Below are 17305 nucleotides of genomic sequence, written 5' to 3'. Positions count from 1 at the left end.
CAGGACACGAAATACAGGACATGACATTCGGGCCAGGCCAGTCGCTCGCTGATGCCGTCAGCGAGGCCACCGCCATCCTGCGGGACGCCGGCGTTCCCAGCCCGCGCGTGGACGCGGAGCTGCTTGCGGACCACCTGCTGAACGTAGGGCTCGGCCGGCTTCGCGCCATGATGCTCGGCGATGCGCCGGCACCGGAAGGCTACGAAGCCCTCGTGGCCGAACGCGCCGGCAGGACTCCGCTGCAGCACATCACCGGCGTCGCCCACTTCCGCTACCTTGAACTGGCCGTGGGGCCCGGGGTGTTCATCCCGAGGCCGGAGACCGAATCCGTCGTCCAGCTGGCCATCGACCACGTCAAGGACATGCAACGGCCCCGGATCGTGGACCTGGGGACCGGTTCCGGCGCCATTGCCGGATCCATTGCGCACGAGGTACCGGGCGCCGAGGTCCACGCCGTCGAATTCAGCCCGTTTGCGCACGCCTGGGCGGCCAAAAACCTGGCACCGTTGGGCGTCAATCTGGTCCTGGGGGACCTGCGCGACGCCTTTCCGGAACTCAACGGGACAGTCGACGTCGTGGTTTCCAACCCGCCCTACATCCCCGCCGAGGCTATCCCCAACGAACCGGAAGTGGCCCTGCACGACCCGCCCGAGGCGTTGTACGGCGGGGGAGCGGACGGCATGGAACTTCCGACGGCGGCGGCCGCCTCCGCTGCCCGGCTGCTGCGTCCCGGCGGCTACTTCGTCATGGAACACGCGGAAGTCCAGTCCGGCTGGATAGCCGCCATGCTTGCCAGGACCGGATCCTGGACAGCCATCACGACGCACCTGGACCTCAACGGCAAGGAGCGCGCCACAAGTGCCGTGCTCGCGGACCAGGCCATACGGAATGAAAGAATGGGCCAGTGACCACTACTTATGACTGCACCATTGACGACGAACGGGCACGCGGCCTGGAACATGCCCAGCGCGCCATCAGCGAAAAGAAGTGCGTCGTGCTGCCCACGGACACCGTCTACGGCATCGGCGCAGACGCGTTCTCGCCGCAGGCCGTCACCATGCTGCTGGTGTCCAAGGGGCGCAGCCGCACCATGCCCCCGCCTGTCCTGATTCCCCGCATCAACGCCCTGGACGGCCTGGCCACCGAGGTTTCGGCCGAAGCCCGCAAGCTGGCAGAAGCCTTCTGGCCCGGCGGCCTGACCCTGATCCTGCACGCCCAGCCGTCCCTTGACTGGGACCTGGGCGAAACCAAGGGAACGGTGGCGCTCCGGATGCCCGCCGACGAGGTCGCCCTGGAACTGCTGACCCTGACGGGCCCGCTGGCCGTTTCCTCTGCCAACCGCACCGGCCAGGCCCCTGCGCAGACTGCCGCAGCGGCGCGGGAACAGCTGGCGGACTCGGTGGAGGTTTACCTGGAGGGCGGCCCGCGCCCACTGGAAGGCGAAGCCGGCGTGCCGTCAACCATCGTGGATGCCACCGGCCCCATCCTGCGCGTGGTGCGCAACGGGGCAGTGAGCCTGGACCGGTTGCGCGAGCACGTCCCGGGCGTCCTGGGCCTGGGTGAAATCCCCATGGCGGAGAAGGAAGCGGCACCGGCGCAGCCTGCGGCAGGGGAGGACGGGAACGACGCCGGGTCCGCGCCTGCTGCGTCCGGCTCCTCCGCGGTCACGGGTACAGCAGCGGAACCCGCCTCGCCGGCCGGAGACCCGCGGCCTTGATGACGCTGGAGCGCCAACGCATTCCCGTCCTGGACGTCCATGCCACTCCGCTGCGGGTGCCCGAGCTCGTTGCGGAACTGAGCAGCTACGTGGCGGAAGGTTCCACGCGCACCGTCCTGGGCCACAACCTGCACAGCGTCACGCTGGCCTTGTCCGACGCCGGGTTCCGCCGCCTCTACGAGGAAAGCGATGTGGTGCTCCTGGACGGGGCGCCGGTGCTGTGGCTCTGGGGGAGGACCGGCAACGCTGACGGCCCGGTCATGGACTACCGGCTGGGCTCCACCGACTGGCTGCCGGCCCTGGACCAGGTCCGGGGGCTGGAACGGATCGCCGTGATCGGTGCCGGTCCGGACGCGAACGCCGGAGCTGTCAGCCGGCTGAAGGCGATCGTTCCGGGCGCCCGCGTGTCCGGCCTGCCCGGCGAAGGCTGGGGTCCTGCCCTGGAGGAAGCCGCCGTCGCATGGCTGCACCGTGAACAGCCCCAGATGGTCCTGCTTGGCCTGGGAATGCCGCTGCAGGAGGACGTGCTGCAGCGGCGGCTGCGCGACATGCCCCCGGCCGTCTATTGTGCCGTGGGCGGCGCCATCGAGCAGTTGGCCGGGGTCCAGAAGCTGGCGCCGCGGTGGCTTGGCAGGATGGGGCTGGAGTGGGCCTGGCGCCTGCTCCTGCATCCCCGCCGCGTGGCGTACCGGGTCCTGGGCGAGCCGTGGGTGCTGCTGTGGCTCCTGGCCGCGCGCCGGCTGCGGACCAGGGCCTGAACCGGCCGCGGCTGGTCAGAAACCGGGAGAGGGGCGCTGGCTAGAACTTCTGGTCCTCCAGGGGGCCAAAGCCCTTGCCCCGCAGACCCGTGCCAAAGGCGCGCGCCCAGGCCACAAAGCCCGGCAGGTCGCGGCGCTGCAGGAAGTAGCCCAGGTACCCGCCGGCGTCGGCCACAAAAGAGCGCACCCGGAAGTACCGGCGGATGAGGTAACCGCGGTTCCGGTAGTAGTAATAGCGCTTGAAGGCGGAGTCGGGGACGATGACATGCCAGCGGGCGCCGTAGACATGCTGCGTTTCCGTGAAGGCGTGCGGATGCGTGATGGCCGTGGTGGTGACCGTCCCAAAACGTATACCGGCCTTGCGGAGCCGGATGGTGAAATCGACCTCGTCGCCGCGGATGAACAGCCGCATATCCGGCAAGCCCACTTTGAAGAACACGTCCGAGCGGATCAGCGCGCCGTTGAAGAAGTGGCCGTCGTCCGGAAGGAAACCGAGCTTCTCCACCTCTGCCCGGTCGTGCGTCACCTTGCCGTCCAGGCGGAAGAAAAAGGACAGCCGGTCGGGATGGCCCGGCGCCGTGACAAGGGGAACCACAGCCTCCAGGTCGCGCGCCTCGGCCTCGCGCAGCAGCGTGGCGAGGCATTCGGGATCAGCCGGCTCGGCGTCGTCGTCCATCATCCAAATCCAGCGGGCACCGCTGGCGACTGCCTTGAGGGCGGCCAGCGCAAACCCGCCCGCGCCCCCGAGGTTGGCTTCGGACCGGACGTAGTCCACATTGCGGTGCTTTTCGGCCACCTCCCGTGCAGGCGTGGTGCCACTGTCCACCAGGCAAATGGTGTCCACGCGCAGGCTCTGCGCGTTGATCGAATCCAGCAGCACAGACAGTTCCTTGGGCCGGTCGAACGTCACGGCGGCAACCGCAATGCGGGGGGTCATGGAGGTCCTTTCAGCATGGCCGCCAGGGAGTTCCCCGCCTGATATGCGCCCGTGTGGCGCGGAGCCATGGTGCCGGTGGCACTAGTATCTTTGACTAGAGTCCACTGTAATACAGCCCTGTACGGCACCGAACACTGCCTGCTGCGCGCTCGGCGACGGAGAAGTTTCATTTATCGAAGAACAGATTCCCGGCCAGTGAGCCCACCGACCACGGACCGGCTGCCAGGGCAGCCGAGCGGCTTCGACACCACCAATCCTGAAACGGCTCCAGTCCCATGATCATGTACATGCTCATGGGGCTGGTGGCTGCCATTGTGTCCTACGCTGCCACGTGGGGCGCCCGCATCGTGGGGCACCGGCTTGAACTGCACCTGCCCATCCGCAGCCGTGACATGCATTCCACCCCCGTTTCCAGGCTTGGCGGCGTGGCGATCTTCCTCGGTGTCATGGTGGCACTGGTCCTCGCCAGCCAGTCCTTTTTCGTCAAGGACATCTACCGGAACAATTTCTCCCCCTGGGGGGTCCTCGCCGGTGCAGCGGTGATCGTCCTGGTGGGCGTGGCGGACGACCTGCTGGACATCCGCTGGTGGGTGAAGCTGATCGGTCAAAGCGCCGCCGGACTCACCGTGGCCATCTGGGGTGTCCAAATGACCATCGTCCCGTGGGTGCCCGACCCCATCTACCTCCAGGACGGGACACTCCGCGTGGTGCTGACGGCGGGACTCATCGTCACCACCATGAATGCCTTCAACTTCATTGACGGACTGGACGGCCTTGCCGCAGGCGTGGCCATCATCGGCGGAACGGCGTTCTTCTTCACCGCCTACTGGGTGCACCGGAACGCTGTGCTGCTGGACTACTCGGACCTGGCAACCCTCATTACGGCCGTCCTGGTGGGCGGGTGCCTGGGGTTCCTGCCACACAATTTCTTTCCGTCGAAGATCTTCATGGGCGATTCCGGCGCCATGCTGATCGGGCTGCTCATGGCCTCGGCCGGCGTCGTGTCCACAGGACAGATCTCCTCAGGCCTGTATGACCGTGCCAACGGTATTTCCACCGTGATTCCCATCCTGCTTCCCTTCGCCGTGCTCTTCCTTCCGCTGCTGGACCTGGGCCTCGCAGTGGTCCGCCGCACGGCCCGCGGGCGTTCGCCCTGGTCCGCCGACCGCGGGCATCTGCACCACAAACTGCTGGACATCGGCTACTCCCACCGCACCGCCGTGATCCTGATGTATCTCTGGACCGCCGTGCTGTCCTTCGGCGGCCTGGCCTTTGCCGTTTTCCCCTGGCAGGTCGTTCTCGCCGTCGACATCTTCGCCACCCTGGTGATGGGACTGGTGACCGCATGGCCATACCTTTCCCGCGGCAACGGGGAAACTGCGGCGTAATGCCGGTTCTGAATTATTTCTATCTCATGTAGAATTTAGGGGCAGCCCAAGCTGCCACTCCACCCCCTGCCTCCTGGCCATTTGCCATGTGGTGCCGACGATTGGGATCGAATGACCTCCAACGCCGAGTCCGGACATGCCTCCGGCAACGGACACGTTGGCGCCTCCGGTCCCACCCGCTCGCTGTGGCTGAACCTGCTTAAGCGCAGCTCGATCGCCGCCGGTGCAGGGCTCGCCCTGTGTGCCATTCCCGCCGGACTCCTCAATGGAGCAAGCGGCGCGGTCTCCAGCGTGCTGGGTGGCCTGCTGGTCATGCTGTTCTTCGGCATCAGCCTGCTGATCGGCCACTTCGTGGGACGCGGGAACCCGTCCGGCGCGATAGGGATGTTCGTAGCCACCTATTTCATCAAGGTAGTTGGCTTCGCCGTCGTCCTGTTCGTCATCGGCGCCCCTGAATGGCTCCACGGCCGCTGGTTCATCATCGGCGCCGTGGTGGCGGTCGTCCTGTGGCAGGCCGCTGAGATCCACGGATTCAGCAGGGCCCGCCTCCAGATCTACAACGATCCAGATGACAAGGGAGCAACCCATGCGTGACCAGAAGAAGCCCGCGGCTGCCGCACATGGCAAACGCGGATCCAACGGCTCCGCAGCAACCGATTCCGACGCCTCCACCGATGGCGGCTACAACGCTGGAATGGCTGTATTCAGCTACATCATTGGCGGAATCATCGTCTGGAGTTTGATAGGGTGGGGACTGGATTATCTGTGGGGAACGCGCTGGATTGTGCTCGCAGGCGCTCTGCTCGGAGCCGTCGGAGGTTTCTACCTTTCCCACATGCACGGCCTCACCAGTTCCCGAAAAATTGCTGATGAGCGCCATGCTCCCAGCGCACCGTCCCAGGACGGAAAAGATAGTGCCAAATAATTTCACAGGGGGAACAGCAGGCTGTCAGGCTGCCGGACCCCGCCCAACGCCCAATGATGGACACTGCAGAGAGGAAACGCGTTGATCGCGCTTGCGCTCCCGGCCCAAGATTCAGGAGAGTTCACTCCTCCTGGTATTAACGAAATGCATTTGCCGGCAATCCTGCCGTGGGGTGCCGCAGAAGGATTCTCCAAGCAGATGCTGCTGGTCCTCCTCTCTGTCGTCTTTATCGCCGTCTTCTTCGTGCTCGCCGCACGCAAGCAGCAGCTGGTACCCGGCAAGCTCCAGTTCGCCGGAGAGGCCGCCTACGGCTTTGTCCGCAACGGCATTGCCAAGGACATCATCGGCGGCAGGGACTTCATGAAGTACGTCCCCCTGCTGTTCAGCCTGTTCTTCTTCATCCTGGTCAACAACATCTACGGCGCCATCCCGGTGTTCCAGCTCCCCACGTTCTCGCACGTGGGTGGAGCGTACGTGCTGGCCGGCCTGGTCTATGTCACCTGGATCGCCATCGGCGTGAAGAAGAACGGCCTGCGCTACTTCAAGCTGGCCACCGTCCCCTCGGGCGTGCCGTGGTACATCCTGCCGATCGTCATCCCGATCGAAATCATCTCCAACTTCGTTGTCCGGCCCGTCACGCACAGCCTCCGTCTGTTCGCGACCATGCTGGCCGGCCACCTGATCGTGATGATCGCCGGTTCCGGCATCGAATACCTCATCATGCAGGAGAACGTGCTGCTGAAGGGAACGTCCGTCCTGGTGCTGGCAGGTGCCATCGCCATGTACATGCTCGAAGCCCTGATCATGGTCCTGCAGGCCTACGTCTTCACGCTGCTGACCGCGATCTACATCGAAGGCGCCCTCCACGCCGACAGCCACTAGGCACCCTGCCGGGAGCGACGCTCCGCCGGCCCACCACAGTCTTCCCCTCGCGGGGATGAAGCAACCCAAACAACCTGCCACACAAAGTGGCATCTTGAAAGGAAAAAAAATGGAAGGCTCCATCAACGGCTCCCTCAACCTCATCGGCTATGGCCTCTCGGCTATCGGCGGTGGTATCGGTGTGGGTCTCGTGTTCGCTGCCTACATCAACGGCGTTGCACGTCAGCCGGAAGCCCAGCGCGTCCTGCAGCCGATCGCATTCCTTGGCCTGGCGCTGACCGAAGCACTCGCCATCCTGGGCCTGGTCTTCGCTTTCGTTCTCAAGTAAACCTTCAGAACTTCAGCGAACATTCAGAACCGAGTAGATAAGGACGGGTGAAATATGCATCAGCTGATCATCTCAGCCGCCGCTGAAGGCGACGTCAACCCACTTATTCCCAATGCCTGGGAAATGCTGGTTGTCTTCGTGGGCTTTGCCATCCTCTTCTTCATCGTGGTCAAGTTTGTTGTCCCGATGTTCGAGAAGACCTTCGCAGAGCGTGCCGAGGCCATCGAAGGCGGTATCGCCAAGGCTGAAAAGGCCCAGGCTGAGGCGTCTGCTGCACTCGAAGAGTACAAGCAGCAGCTGACCGACGCCCGCACCGAAGCCAACCGCATCCGTGAGGAAGCCCGCGCCGAAGGTGCCCAGATCCTCGCGGATCTCAAGGAGAAGGCGGCAGCAGAGTCTGCCCGCATCACCGCGCAGGCCCACGCGCAGATCGAATCCGAGCGCCAGGCGGCCGTTGTGTCCCTGCGCTCTGAGGTAGGCACCCTGGCCACTACCCTGGCAGGCCGCATCGTGGGCGAATCGCTCAACGATGATGAGCGTGCAGCGCGGGTTGTGGACCGCTTCCTGGCAGATCTGGAGTCCCAGAACGCAGGTGCAGCTAAGTAATGGCAGGCGTATCGAGCGAATCGCTGGCAACAGCGCTGGCAGAGTTGGAAGCAAAGCTTCCCACCGCGTCGCTGCAGCTGGCAAAGGAACTCTTCGGAATTCTGGGAATGGTGGACAGCTCGGCTGGCTTGCGCCGCGCCCTGACTGACCCGTCCCGCAACGGTGACGAAAAGTCGGCGCTGGTCAAGCAGCTGGTTGGCGGGAAAGTCTCCGCTGATGCTGCAGACATTGCAGGCGGACTGGCCAGCTCACGCTGGGCAAACGCCCGTGATATCGGCGATGCACTCGAGACTCTTGCCGCAACGGTGGTCATTTCCGTTGCTGAAAACAAGTCGGCCGTTTCTGCCTCCGGAATCACTGGCCTGGAAGAGCTGGAGAACGACCTGTTCTCCTTCAACCAGGCTGTTGCCTCCAGCCACGAGGTACAACGTGCTCTGTCCGAACCACAGGCCAGCGGTGCAGCCAAGGTTGTACTTGCGGAGAAGCTTGTGCCCGGCGCCAGTGAGGAAGCGAAAGTCCTCATTGCCCAGGCTGTAACCCAGCCCCGCGGCATCAAGCCCACCCGGCTGGTGCAGCGGTTCGCCGAGCTTGCGGCCAAGCGGCAGCAGCGCTGGATTGCAACGGTCAGCGTGACCCGTCCTTTGACGCAGACGCAGCTTGCCCGCCTGCAGGCTGGCCTGAATGCCATGTACGGGCGGGAACTGAAGGTCAACCTCAATGTTGACCCGGCACTCATTGGCGGCATCCGCGTCCAGGTTGGTGACGAAGTGCTTGACGCTTCGGTCCTCACCAAGCTGGGCGAGCTGCAGCGCCAGCTGGCCGGCTAGCCGGACAAGCACAACCTAACTGATAGAAACCCCGGTCATCGCAAGGTGATCACAAAACAGGAGAGCAGGGACTGCAGATGGCCGAATTGACCATCAACGCCGACGACGTCCGTAATGCGCTGAACGAGTTCGCGGCGTCCTACGAACCCGGGAACGCAGAGCGCGTAGAGGTCGGCCGCGTAACCACCGCTAGTGACGGCATCGCCCGTGTTGAGGGTCTTCCCTCGGTCATGGCGAACGAGCTGCTGCGCTTTGAGGACGGCACCCTGGGCCTCGCCCAGAACCTCGACGTCCGCGAAATCGGCGTCATCATCCTCGGCGACTTCACCGGCATCGAAGAAGGCCAGGAAGTCCACCGCACCGGGCAGGTTCTGTCCGTGCCCGTGGGCGACGCCTTCCTCGGCCGCGTTGTTGACCCGCTGGGCGTACCCATCGACGACCTCGGCGAGATCAAGGCTGAGACCACCCGCGCACTGGAGCTTCAGGCTCCCGGCGTGACCCAGCGCAAGTCGGTGCACGAGCCGATGCAGACCGGGCTCAAGGCCATCGACGCCATGATCCCGATCGGCCGCGGCCAGCGCCAGCTCATCATTGGTGACCGCCAGACCGGCAAGTCCGCCATTGCGATCGACACCATCATCAACCAGAAGGCCAACTGGGCTTCGGGCGATGTGACCAAGCAGGTCCGCTGCATCTACGTCGCCATCGGGCAGAAGGCGTCCACCATCGCCGCCATCCGCCAGACCCTCGAGGACAACGGCGCGCTGGAGTACACCACCATCGTGGCTTCTCCCGCTTCCGACCCCGCAGGCTTCAAGTACCTGGCACCGTACGCCGGTTCGGCCATTGGCCAGCACTGGATGTACGGCGGCAAGCACGTCCTGATCGTGTTCGATGACCTGTCCAAGCAGGCCGAAGCCTACCGCGCCGTGTCGTTGCTGCTGCGCCGCCCGCCGGGACGCGAAGCCTACCCGGGCGACGTCTTCTACCTGCACTCCCGCCTGCTGGAACGTTGTGCCAAGCTCTCCGACGAGCTCGGTGCCGGTTCCATGACGGGCCTGCCGTTGATCGAGACCAAGGCGAACGACGTGTCCGCCTACATCCCGACCAACGTCATCTCCATCACGGACGGCCAGATCTTCCTGCAGTCCGACCTCTTCAACGCCAACCAGCGGCCCGCTGTTGACGTGGGTGTCTCGGTGTCCCGCGTTGGTGGTGCCGCTCAGGTGAAGTCCATGAAGAAGGTCTCCGGTACGTTGAAGCTGGACCTGGCCCAGTACCGCGACATGCAGGCGTTCGCGATGTTCGCATCCGACCTCGACGCCGCATCCCGCCAGCAGCTGACCCGCGGTGCCCGCCTGATGGAACTGCTGAAGCAGGGCCAGTACTCGCCGTTCCCGGTCGAGGACCAGGTTGTGTCCATCTGGGCCGGCACCAACGGCTACCTGGACGACGTTCCGGTCGAGGACATCAGCCGCTTTGAGTCCGAGTTCCTGGAGCACCTGCGCCACAAGTCCTCGATCCTGACCACGCTGGCCCAGACCAACGTGCTGGACGATGACACCGTTGCAGCCTTGAAGTCCTCGATCGTCGACTTCAAGAAGGGCTTCTTCGGCGAGGGCGACAACCTGCTGGTCGGTGCCGGGCATGAGGAGCACGCCCCCATCGACGAGGCCCAGGTTGACCAGGAAAAAATCGTCAGGCAGAAGCGCTAGTTCCACTGACCGGGTGAACCGGGCCCGCGGGTCCGGTTCACCCGGTGCATGGAACGCTAGGAAAGGATAAGTATGGGAGCCCAGATCCGGGTCTACCGCCAGAAGATCAGCTCGACCACGTCGATGCGCAAGATCTTCAAGGCGATGGAACTGATCGCTACCTCGCGCATCGGCAAGGCCCGTGCGCGCGTAGCAGCTTCACTGCCTTACGCGAACGCGATTACGCGCGCCGTTTCTGCTGTCGCCAGCCAGAGCGAGATCGACCACCCGCTGACCACTGAGCCGGAGCAGATCCGCCGTGCCGCCGTCCTGGTAATCACCTCGGACCGCGGCCTGGCCGGTTCCTACTCGGCCAGTGTCCTGAAGCAGGCGGAAGGTCTCATCGAGCTTCTTCACGAAGAAGGCAAGGAAGTCAAGACCTACGTCCTCGGACGCAAGGCCCAGGCGTACTTCGATTTCCGGAACCGCGAGTACGCGCGGGTCTGGACCGGTGGTACAGACGCGCCCGAGTTCGCGACGGCACGTGAGATCGGCGAAGCGCTGCTGTCGGAATTCGCAACCGACTTCGAAGAGGGCGGCGTGGAGGAAATCCACGTTGTGTACACCCGCTTCAAGTCCATGGTCACCCAGGAGCCGACGGTCATTCGCCTGCTCCCGCTTGAAGTCGTGGAAGAGCAGGCCGCATCCGAGTCGGACCTTCTGCCGCTGTACGAGTTCGAGCCGGAAGCCGAGCGGGTTCTTGACGCCCTGCTGCCGCGCTACATCGAATCCCGTATCTTCGCAGCCATGTTGCAGGCAGCAGCTTCCGAGCTCGCCGCCCGCCAGCGGGCGATGAAGTCCGCAGGCGACAACGCAACGGACCTGATCAAGAAGTACACGCGTCTGCGCAACACGGCCCGCCAGGCCGAAATTACGCAGGAACTCTCCGAGATTGTTGCCGGTGCCGACGCTCTTGCGTCCTAGCCTCCACCACCTCGGTTCCCGCGGAACCTGCACCACCACAGATACACTTAACCCCACGCCATCTACTGAATGAAGTGAGAGAGATGACTGCCACTGCTACCGAACACGTAGCCGCAACGTCCGGTGCAACCGGCCGTATTGCGCGCGTAATCGGCCCGGTTGTCGACGTCGAATTCCCGGCTGACGCAATCCCGTCCATTTACCACGCACTGACCACCGAGATCACCCTCAACGGTGTCACCAAGACCATCACGTTCGAGACCTCCCAGCACCTGGGTGACAACCTCGTCCGCGCCATCTCCCTCCAGGCCACCGATGGACTCGTCCGCGGCACGTCCGTGGTGGACACTGGCGCCCCGATCTCCGTTCCCGTCGGTGACGGCGTCAAGGGACACATCTTCAACGTGCTGGGCCAGCCCCTGGACGTTGCCGAGTCGGAACTGGAGATCACCGAGCGCTGGCCGATCCACCGCAAGGCCCCCAGCTTCGCCTCCCTCGAAGGTTCCACCGAGATGCTGGAAACCGGCATCAAGGTCATCGACCTCCTCACCCCGTACATCAAGGGTGGAAAGATCGGCCTCTTCGGCGGCGCCGGCGTGGGCAAGACCGTGCTGATCCAGGAAATGATCACCCGTGTTGCCCGCAACTTCGGCGGTACCTCGGTCTTCGCCGGTGTTGGCGAGCGTACCCGTGAGGGCAACGACCTCTGGGTTGAAATGGAAGAGGCAGGGGTCCTCAAGGACACTGCCCTTGTATTCGGCCAGATGGATGAGCCGCCGGGAACGCGTCTGCGTGTGGCCCTGTCCGCGCTGACCATGGCGGAGTATTTCCGCGATGTGCAGAACCAGGACGTGCTGCTCTTCATCGACAACATCTTCCGCTTCACCCAGGCCGGCTCCGAGGTATCGACCCTGCTGGGCCGCATGCCTTCCGCCGTGGGCTACCAGCCCAACCTGGCGGATGAGATGGGCCTCCTTCAGGAGCGCATCACCTCCACGAAGGGCCACTCCATCACCTCGATGCAGGCCATCTACGTCCCCGCAGATGACTACACCGACCCGGCTCCGGCCACGACCTTCGCACACCTCGACGCGACCACGGAACTTTCCCGTGAAATCGCCTCCCGTGGTCTGTACCCGGCCGTTGACCCGTTGACGTCCACTTCCCGCATCCTGGATCCCCAGTACATCGGCAAGGACCACTACAACACGGCAGTCCGCGTGAAGCAGATCCTGCAGAAGAACAAGGAACTCCAGGACATCATCGCCATCCTCGGTGTCGATGAACTCTCCGAAGAGGACAAGATCGTCGTGTCCCGTGCACGCCGCATCCAGCAGTTCCTCTCGCAGAACACCTACACCGCCAAGCAGTTCACCGGCGTTGAGGGCTCCACGGTTTCCATCAAGGACACCGTTGAAGGCTTCTCGGCCATCTGCGACGGCGAGCTGGACCACGTCGCGGAGCAGGCGTTCTTCAACGTCGGCGGCCTCGACGACGTCGAGCGCCAGTGGGCCAAGATCCAGGAACAGACCAAGTAATATGGCTGAGCTTGAGGTTGAGATTGTCGCAGCGGACCACTTCGTGTGGTCCGGAGCGGCCAAGATGGTCAAGGCCCGCACCAGCGATGGTGAAATCGGAATCCTGCCCGGCCACTCGCCCCTGCTGGCGATCCTGGCCGAGGGTGAACTGGCCATCCAGCCGGTGTCCGGGGACCGTATTGCGGTAGACGTCGACGGCGGGTTCTTCTCGGTCGACAACAACCGCGTGGTTATCGTTGCTGACAACGCCCAGCTGGGCGGCTCGGCTACCGCTGGGATCCGCTAGCACGACCTTGATGGACGCACCGGGTATTCCGTTCATCGCACTGGCAATCGCCTTCGGATTGCTGATCATTGCACTGTGCCTTTCGGGGGTGCGCCGCTTCAACCTGCGGCGTGCCCTCGGCACGGTGGACGCCTCCATTTGCGTTGCTGGAAACAGCTGGCAGATGGGGGTTTGTCGTTATCAGGACAACGACCTTGAATGGTTCAGGCTCATCTCCTTGAGCGTGCGTCCCAAATACACGTTCAAGCGCAGTTCGCTGGAGCTGCTGGGCCGCCGGAAACCCACGGAGGCGGAAGCCGTCAAGGTCCAACCGGACGTGGTGATCGTTGAGCTCCGTTATGAGGGGCAGGACCTGCACCTTGCCATGAAGTTCGACGCATATACGGGTCTTTCATCCTGGCTTGAGGCAGGTCCGGTGATAGGCGTGGGGACCTGGCGCTAGCCGACGTGGATTGGCTTTCAGACATCCGGCTCACGGACGGTCCACTGTATGGGACCGTCCTGGTATTGGGAATGGGCGGCGCCGCCTATCTCCTGGTGCCACCCTGGCGCGCCTCCATGACGCCGGGGCGCCGCGCCCGGGCGTGGGCGGTCCGCATCGTCACCGCCGCGGCAGCCGCCTTTGCGCTGGTGGGTACGGTGCACTGGGCGCTCATCAACATCTTCTCCACCTTCCCCGAGGACCTGCCGGACCCCGTCCTGCTGTGGATTGTGCCCGGTGTTGCGGCTCTTCTCCTGGGCCTGCTCCGGCTGCCCCGGAGCAGCTGGGGCGGACGCGGGGGAGGGATCCTCGCCGCACTGCTGGTGGTGCTGCTCTCGGCGATCCAAGTCAACGCGTACTTTGGCCTCAACAGGACCGTGAGCGATCTGCTGGGTACGGCCCTGGCCCGGATACCGGCCCTTGAACAGGACCTTATGCGCCGTCCGGGCGCGTCCGACGGCGTACCCCTCCAGGGGTGGAAGCCGGAAGGGGAGCTGCCGGACGGGGGCGTCCTGCGGAAGTCCGCGATCCCTGGAACGCAGTCCGGGATGAACACGCGTGAGGCCTACATCTACCTTCCGCCGGCCTACTTTGCGGCGAACCGGCCCGCATTGCCGGTACTGGTTCTGGTGGCCGGACAGCCGGGCGGGCCGGCGGACTGGCTCACCGGCGGCGCAATCCGCGGTCACATGGATTCCTTTGCTGCGGCACACGGCGGAGTGTCCCCGGTGGTGGTCATTCCGGATCCCAACGGGTCGCAGTCCGCCAACACCATGTGCATGGACAGCCGCATTGCCAACGCGGACACCTATCTCTCACAGGATGTACCTCAGTGGATCAGTTCCACCCTGGCGGTGGATACCAACCACAGCCACTGGGCTGTGGGTGGCTTCTCCTTCGGCGGCACGTGTGCCGTGCAGATGGGAACCCGGCATCCCGACGTCTACGCCGACGTGCTCGCCTTCTCCAGCGAGGCCGAACCTGCCATTGCCAAGGAGCGGCAGAAGACCATAGACGCAGCATTTCCCGGAAACCCAGATGAATTCACCAAGCAGACTCCACTGGAGATCATGAAACACCAACGGTTTGAGTCCAGCGGCATGTACCTTACTGCAGGCCAGAACGATCCCGAGTTCGTGGGGAACCTCCACACGCTGGCGGCTGCGGCAGAGGCCGCCGGCTTCACCGTGCAGGCACACGAGGTGGAGCACACGGGCCACTCCTGGGATACGTCCTCCAAGCGGTTCGCGGATGCGCTGCAGTTCCTTGGCAGCCAGTGGGGGCTGCAGTGGTGAGCACCAGGAAACCGGAACGCACGGCCGCCCTGATGTGGGCCGCCGTCGGACGTCCGGCAGTCCAGCAGGCGCTGCTCACGCTGAAATCCATGCCCTTCACCCTGGGCGTGCTGGTTGCCTTCCTTGCGGCCGCTGCCCTGACCGGAAGCTTCCTTGACGGGCCGCCTGAGCAGCTCCTGGGCCTGGCCTCGGTCAGCGGCCCCGGCCTGCGCAGCGGGCAGTGGTGGACGCTGTTCACCAGCGCCTTCTTCGCCACCAACCCGCTCGCCTACCTCGCCGCGTCGCTGATGATCGTGCTGCTGCTGGGCCTGGCGGAGCGCAAGCTTGGCCGGCGGGCCGCCGTCGGACTGTTCTTTGGCGGGCAATTCGCGGCCGTCACGGTGTTCCTCCTGGTAACCCAGCTGGCCGTGTATGTGGGCGACGGCTGGCTGGACCGGATGGTGGATGACAGGCTCATCGGTCCGTATGCCCCGGTGCTTATTGCCGGGCTTGCGGCCAGTGCCCGGATCACGCTGCTGTGGCAGCGCCGGCTCCGCACCGTGGTGCTGTCCATTTCCCTGCTGCTGGTCCTGTACGTGGGGCACGCCGAAACCGTCATTGGCCTCATCGGCGCCCTTCTTGGCCTCCTTGCAGGCTGGTGGATCCAGGGGGACCAGGGGCGGCTTCACCGTCACCGGTCGACGGGCCGGGAAACCAGGAACCTCCTGGCCCTGACCGTTGCCGTGTTCGCGGTGGGTCCCATCCTGACCGGAATCACGCGTGCGCCAACCGGCCCGCTGGCTTTGCTCCGGGACGTCGTCCTGAGCCCGATGCCCACGCTGAACCAACTGATCTTCAACTGCGGCGCCACCGTTGACGCCACTTGCCTGGAAACGGGCAGGGCAGGGTTTGCCGGCCCGTTCGGCCTGGCGCTGGCCGTGGTGCCGGTCCTCCTGCTGCTGATCTGCGCGGACGGCATGCGCCGGGGTCGCCGGCTGGCCCTGAACATCGCGCTGGCCATCCAGTTGGCTGTCACCGCCCTAGCCGCGGTCTACCTGGCACTGTTCGCCCTTGTTCCCTCACGCCTGCAGGGCACGCATGCAACGCCGCTGTCCTCGGCCTTCGCACATGTGCTGCCGCTCGTGGTGGTTCCGCTGCTGCTGGCAGTGGTCCTGTGGCTGAACCGGCGGCAGTTCCGCGTGCAGACGCGTCCGGGCGCCCGGCGGACGCTCGCTGCGGTGGTCTGCGGAACCTGGCTGGTGCTGGCCAGCTCATATACCGTGGCCTGGTTCTGGTCCGGCGGACTGTCCCGTGACGGCGGCTTGCTGGGCCTTTTCGCCGAGTTGGCCCGGCAGTACGTCCCGGTGCCCATTCCGCAGAATTTCCGCCGGGTCTTCCCGGAACGCGACAGTGCCGAAGCACTGCTGTTCGCCTACTCGGGACCGGTGTTCTGGCTCGTGGCCCTGGCGGCGGTGTTGTGGGTGCTGGTGGGCCGGCACCACGGCCTCCACTTCGGACGGCAGGACCGCAGCCGCGCCCGGGAGCTGCTCCACCAGGGTGGCGGACCCTTGTCCTGGATGGCACTGTGGGAGCCCAACACGTACTGGTTCAGCCCGGACGGCGCAGGCGGCATGGCCTTCCAGCAGCATGGGACCGTGGCCCTGACCCTGGGCGGTGCATTCGGTGACCGCAAGGCCGAGCAGCGGGTCACCGAAGGCTTCCTGGACTACTGCCGCAGCCAGGCCCTGATACCGGCGCTGTATTCCTGCGACGACACCATGTGGCCGGTACTGAGGGAACGCGGCTTCTCCCGCGTGGCCGTGGCCCAGGAGACACGGCTGGCGCTGAACGAGCTTGAGTTCAAAGGCAAGGAATGGCAGAACGTCAGGACCGCCCTGAACCGCGCCGCGAAGCTGGGCGTCCATGCCGTCTGGGGCTCCTACCATTCGCTGCCCGCAACGCTCCGGCTAAGGCTGAACGAAGTGTCCGAGGAATGGGCGGCCGGCAAGTCCGTTCCGGAAATGGGCTTCACGCTGGGGGGAGTGGACGAGCTCGACGACGAGGAGGTCCTGTGCTGCCTGGCCGTGGACGGCCACGGCGTGGTCCACGGCGTGACCAGCTGGTTGCCCGTGTACGACGGCGGGCGGCTGGTAAGCAGGACCCTGGATGTCATGCGCCGCGGCAGTGAAGGATTTCCGGGGGTGATGGAATTCCTGATTGCCTCCGCCGTACTGGAGTTGCGGGATTCCGTGGACGTGATCTCCCTGTCGGGTTCGCCGCTGGCCAGCCGTCCCGATGCCCAGCCGGAGCGGGGAACAGGAACAGGCGCGGAGGGAACGGGCGCTGGGGGAACGGGTGCTGAGGGAACAGGCGCCGGGGGGCCCGGCGGGGGCGAGGACGCAGGGCAACAGGAGGGCGCCCCCGATGAGGGCGCGCAGAACCTGGTCAGGATCCTGGACCTGGTGGGCCACGCGCTTGAGCCGGTCTACGGCTTCCGCTCCCTGGCGGCCTTCAAGTCCCGGTTCAAGCCGGAGTACCGGGCGCTTTACCTGTACTACCAGGATCCGTTGCACCTGCCCGCCATCGGCAGGGCGCTGACCCGCGCCTACCTCCCCGGTCTTTCCCTGGCGCAGGGCGCCCGGCTGGTGCGCAAGCTGGTGACCTGAGGCGGGCAGCAACG

Annotated in this window: 18 protein-coding genes; 17 read left to right on the top strand and 1 reads right to left on the bottom strand. The window is 65.0% G+C overall.

Annotation, left to right across the window (positions count from 1 at the left end):
• Positions 1–20 precede the first annotated feature (20 nt).
• From prmC to LDO14_RS12660, 3 genes are read left to right on the top strand one after another with little or no spacing between them, the layout of a single operon-like run.
• Positions 21–908 carry a peptide chain release factor N(5)-glutamine methyltransferase gene (gene prmC / locus LDO14_RS12670; RefSeq protein ID WP_223992008.1) on the top strand — a complete coding sequence of 296 codons (888 nt, stop codon included), beginning with the start codon at positions 21–23 and terminating at the stop codon, positions 906–908.
• A complete protein-coding gene (locus LDO14_RS12665; RefSeq protein ID WP_134163845.1) occupies positions 905–1717 on the top strand; it encodes an L-threonylcarbamoyladenylate synthase in 813 nt (270 codons plus the stop codon). Before prmC ends, LDO14_RS12665 begins: the two co-directional genes overlap by 4 nt.
• Positions 1717–2475: a WecB/TagA/CpsF family glycosyltransferase gene (locus LDO14_RS12660; RefSeq protein ID WP_056387995.1), complete on the top strand. Its 759-nt coding sequence runs from the start codon at positions 1717–1719 to the stop codon at positions 2473–2475. The genes LDO14_RS12665 and LDO14_RS12660 overlap by 1 nt, the downstream gene beginning before the upstream one ends.
• Before the next feature lie 40 nt (positions 2476–2515).
• On the opposite strand, the gene LDO14_RS12655 is transcribed toward LDO14_RS12660, so the two are convergent.
• Positions 2516–3412 (bottom strand): glycosyltransferase, encoded by an 897-nt coding sequence (locus tag LDO14_RS12655; protein ID WP_018768410.1) that lies wholly within the window; start codon positions 3410–3412, stop codon positions 2516–2518.
• Between the two features lie 275 nt (positions 3413–3687).
• On the opposite strand from LDO14_RS12655, the gene LDO14_RS12650 reads away from it, so the two are divergent.
• The 14 genes from LDO14_RS12650 to LDO14_RS12585 all read left to right on the top strand — a co-directional run bounded on the left by LDO14_RS12650 (position 3688) and on the right by LDO14_RS12585 (position 17291).
• A complete protein-coding gene (locus LDO14_RS12650; RefSeq protein ID WP_018768409.1) occupies positions 3688–4800 on the top strand; it encodes an MraY family glycosyltransferase in 1113 nt (370 codons plus the stop codon).
• Between the two features lie 111 nt (positions 4801–4911).
• The gene (locus LDO14_RS12645; protein WP_223992007.1) at positions 4912–5394 is read left to right on the top strand and encodes a hypothetical protein; all 483 of its coding nucleotides are present in this window, start codon (positions 4912–4914) and stop codon (positions 5392–5394) included.
• Positions 5387–5725, top strand: a complete 339-nt coding sequence (locus tag LDO14_RS12640) for an AtpZ/AtpI family protein (RefSeq protein WP_018768407.1) — start codon at positions 5387–5389, stop codon at positions 5723–5725. The genes LDO14_RS12645 and LDO14_RS12640 overlap by 8 nt, the downstream gene beginning before the upstream one ends.
• A gap of 81 nt (positions 5726–5806) precedes the next feature.
• Positions 5807–6607, top strand: a complete 801-nt coding sequence (gene atpB / locus LDO14_RS12635; protein WP_026265641.1) for a F0F1 ATP synthase subunit A — start codon at positions 5807–5809, stop codon at positions 6605–6607.
• Positions 6608–6716: 109 nt separating this feature from the next.
• Positions 6717–6935, top strand: a complete 219-nt coding sequence (atpE, locus tag LDO14_RS12630; RefSeq protein WP_003804776.1) for an ATP synthase F0 subunit C — start codon at positions 6717–6719, stop codon at positions 6933–6935.
• 54 nt (positions 6936–6989) lie between these two features.
• Entirely contained in the window at positions 6990–7541 is a 552-nt protein-coding gene (locus LDO14_RS12625) for a F0F1 ATP synthase subunit B (RefSeq protein WP_018768405.1), read from the top strand.
• Positions 7541–8368, top strand: coding sequence for a F0F1 ATP synthase subunit delta (locus LDO14_RS12620; RefSeq protein ID WP_018768404.1), 828 nt, complete (start codon positions 7541–7543; stop codon positions 8366–8368). Before LDO14_RS12625 ends, LDO14_RS12620 begins: the two co-directional genes overlap by 1 nt.
• A gap of 77 nt (positions 8369–8445) precedes the next feature.
• Entirely contained in the window at positions 8446–10083 is a 1638-nt protein-coding gene (atpA, locus tag LDO14_RS12615) for a F0F1 ATP synthase subunit alpha (RefSeq protein ID WP_018768403.1), read from the top strand.
• Between the two features lie 72 nt (positions 10084–10155).
• Positions 10156–11046 (top strand): F0F1 ATP synthase subunit gamma, encoded by an 891-nt coding sequence (locus LDO14_RS12610; RefSeq protein WP_018768402.1) that lies wholly within the window; start codon positions 10156–10158, stop codon positions 11044–11046.
• Between the two features lie 83 nt (positions 11047–11129).
• On the top strand, positions 11130–12584 hold the full coding sequence (gene atpD, locus LDO14_RS12605) for a F0F1 ATP synthase subunit beta (RefSeq protein WP_018768401.1): 1455 nt from the start codon (positions 11130–11132) through the stop codon (positions 12582–12584).
• 1 nt (position 12585) lies between these two features.
• Positions 12586–12870, top strand: a complete 285-nt coding sequence (locus tag LDO14_RS12600) for a F0F1 ATP synthase subunit epsilon (RefSeq protein ID WP_018760117.1) — start codon at positions 12586–12588, stop codon at positions 12868–12870.
• A 10-nt stretch (positions 12871–12880) separates the two neighbouring features.
• Positions 12881–13312 carry a DUF2550 domain-containing protein gene (locus LDO14_RS12595; RefSeq protein WP_018768399.1) on the top strand — a complete coding sequence of 144 codons (432 nt, stop codon included), beginning with the start codon at positions 12881–12883 and terminating at the stop codon, positions 13310–13312.
• 5 nt (positions 13313–13317) lie between these two features.
• Positions 13318–14646, top strand: coding sequence for an alpha/beta hydrolase-fold protein (locus tag LDO14_RS12590; protein ID WP_223992001.1), 1329 nt, complete (start codon positions 13318–13320; stop codon positions 14644–14646).
• A 32-nt stretch (positions 14647–14678) separates the two neighbouring features.
• Complete coding sequence (locus LDO14_RS12585; protein ID WP_134163909.1) at positions 14679–17291, top strand: DUF2156 domain-containing protein; 2613 nt, start codon at positions 14679–14681, stop codon at positions 17289–17291.
• The last annotated feature ends 14 nt before the right edge of the window (positions 17292–17305 follow it).

Origin of the sequence: Arthrobacter sp. NicSoilB11 (assembly GCF_019977375.1) — a bacterium.
Taxonomy (GTDB): domain Bacteria; phylum Actinomycetota; class Actinomycetes; order Actinomycetales; family Micrococcaceae; genus Arthrobacter.
Note: the sequence above shows the minus strand (reverse complement) of the source record. Positions and strands in the feature narration are given on the sequence as shown.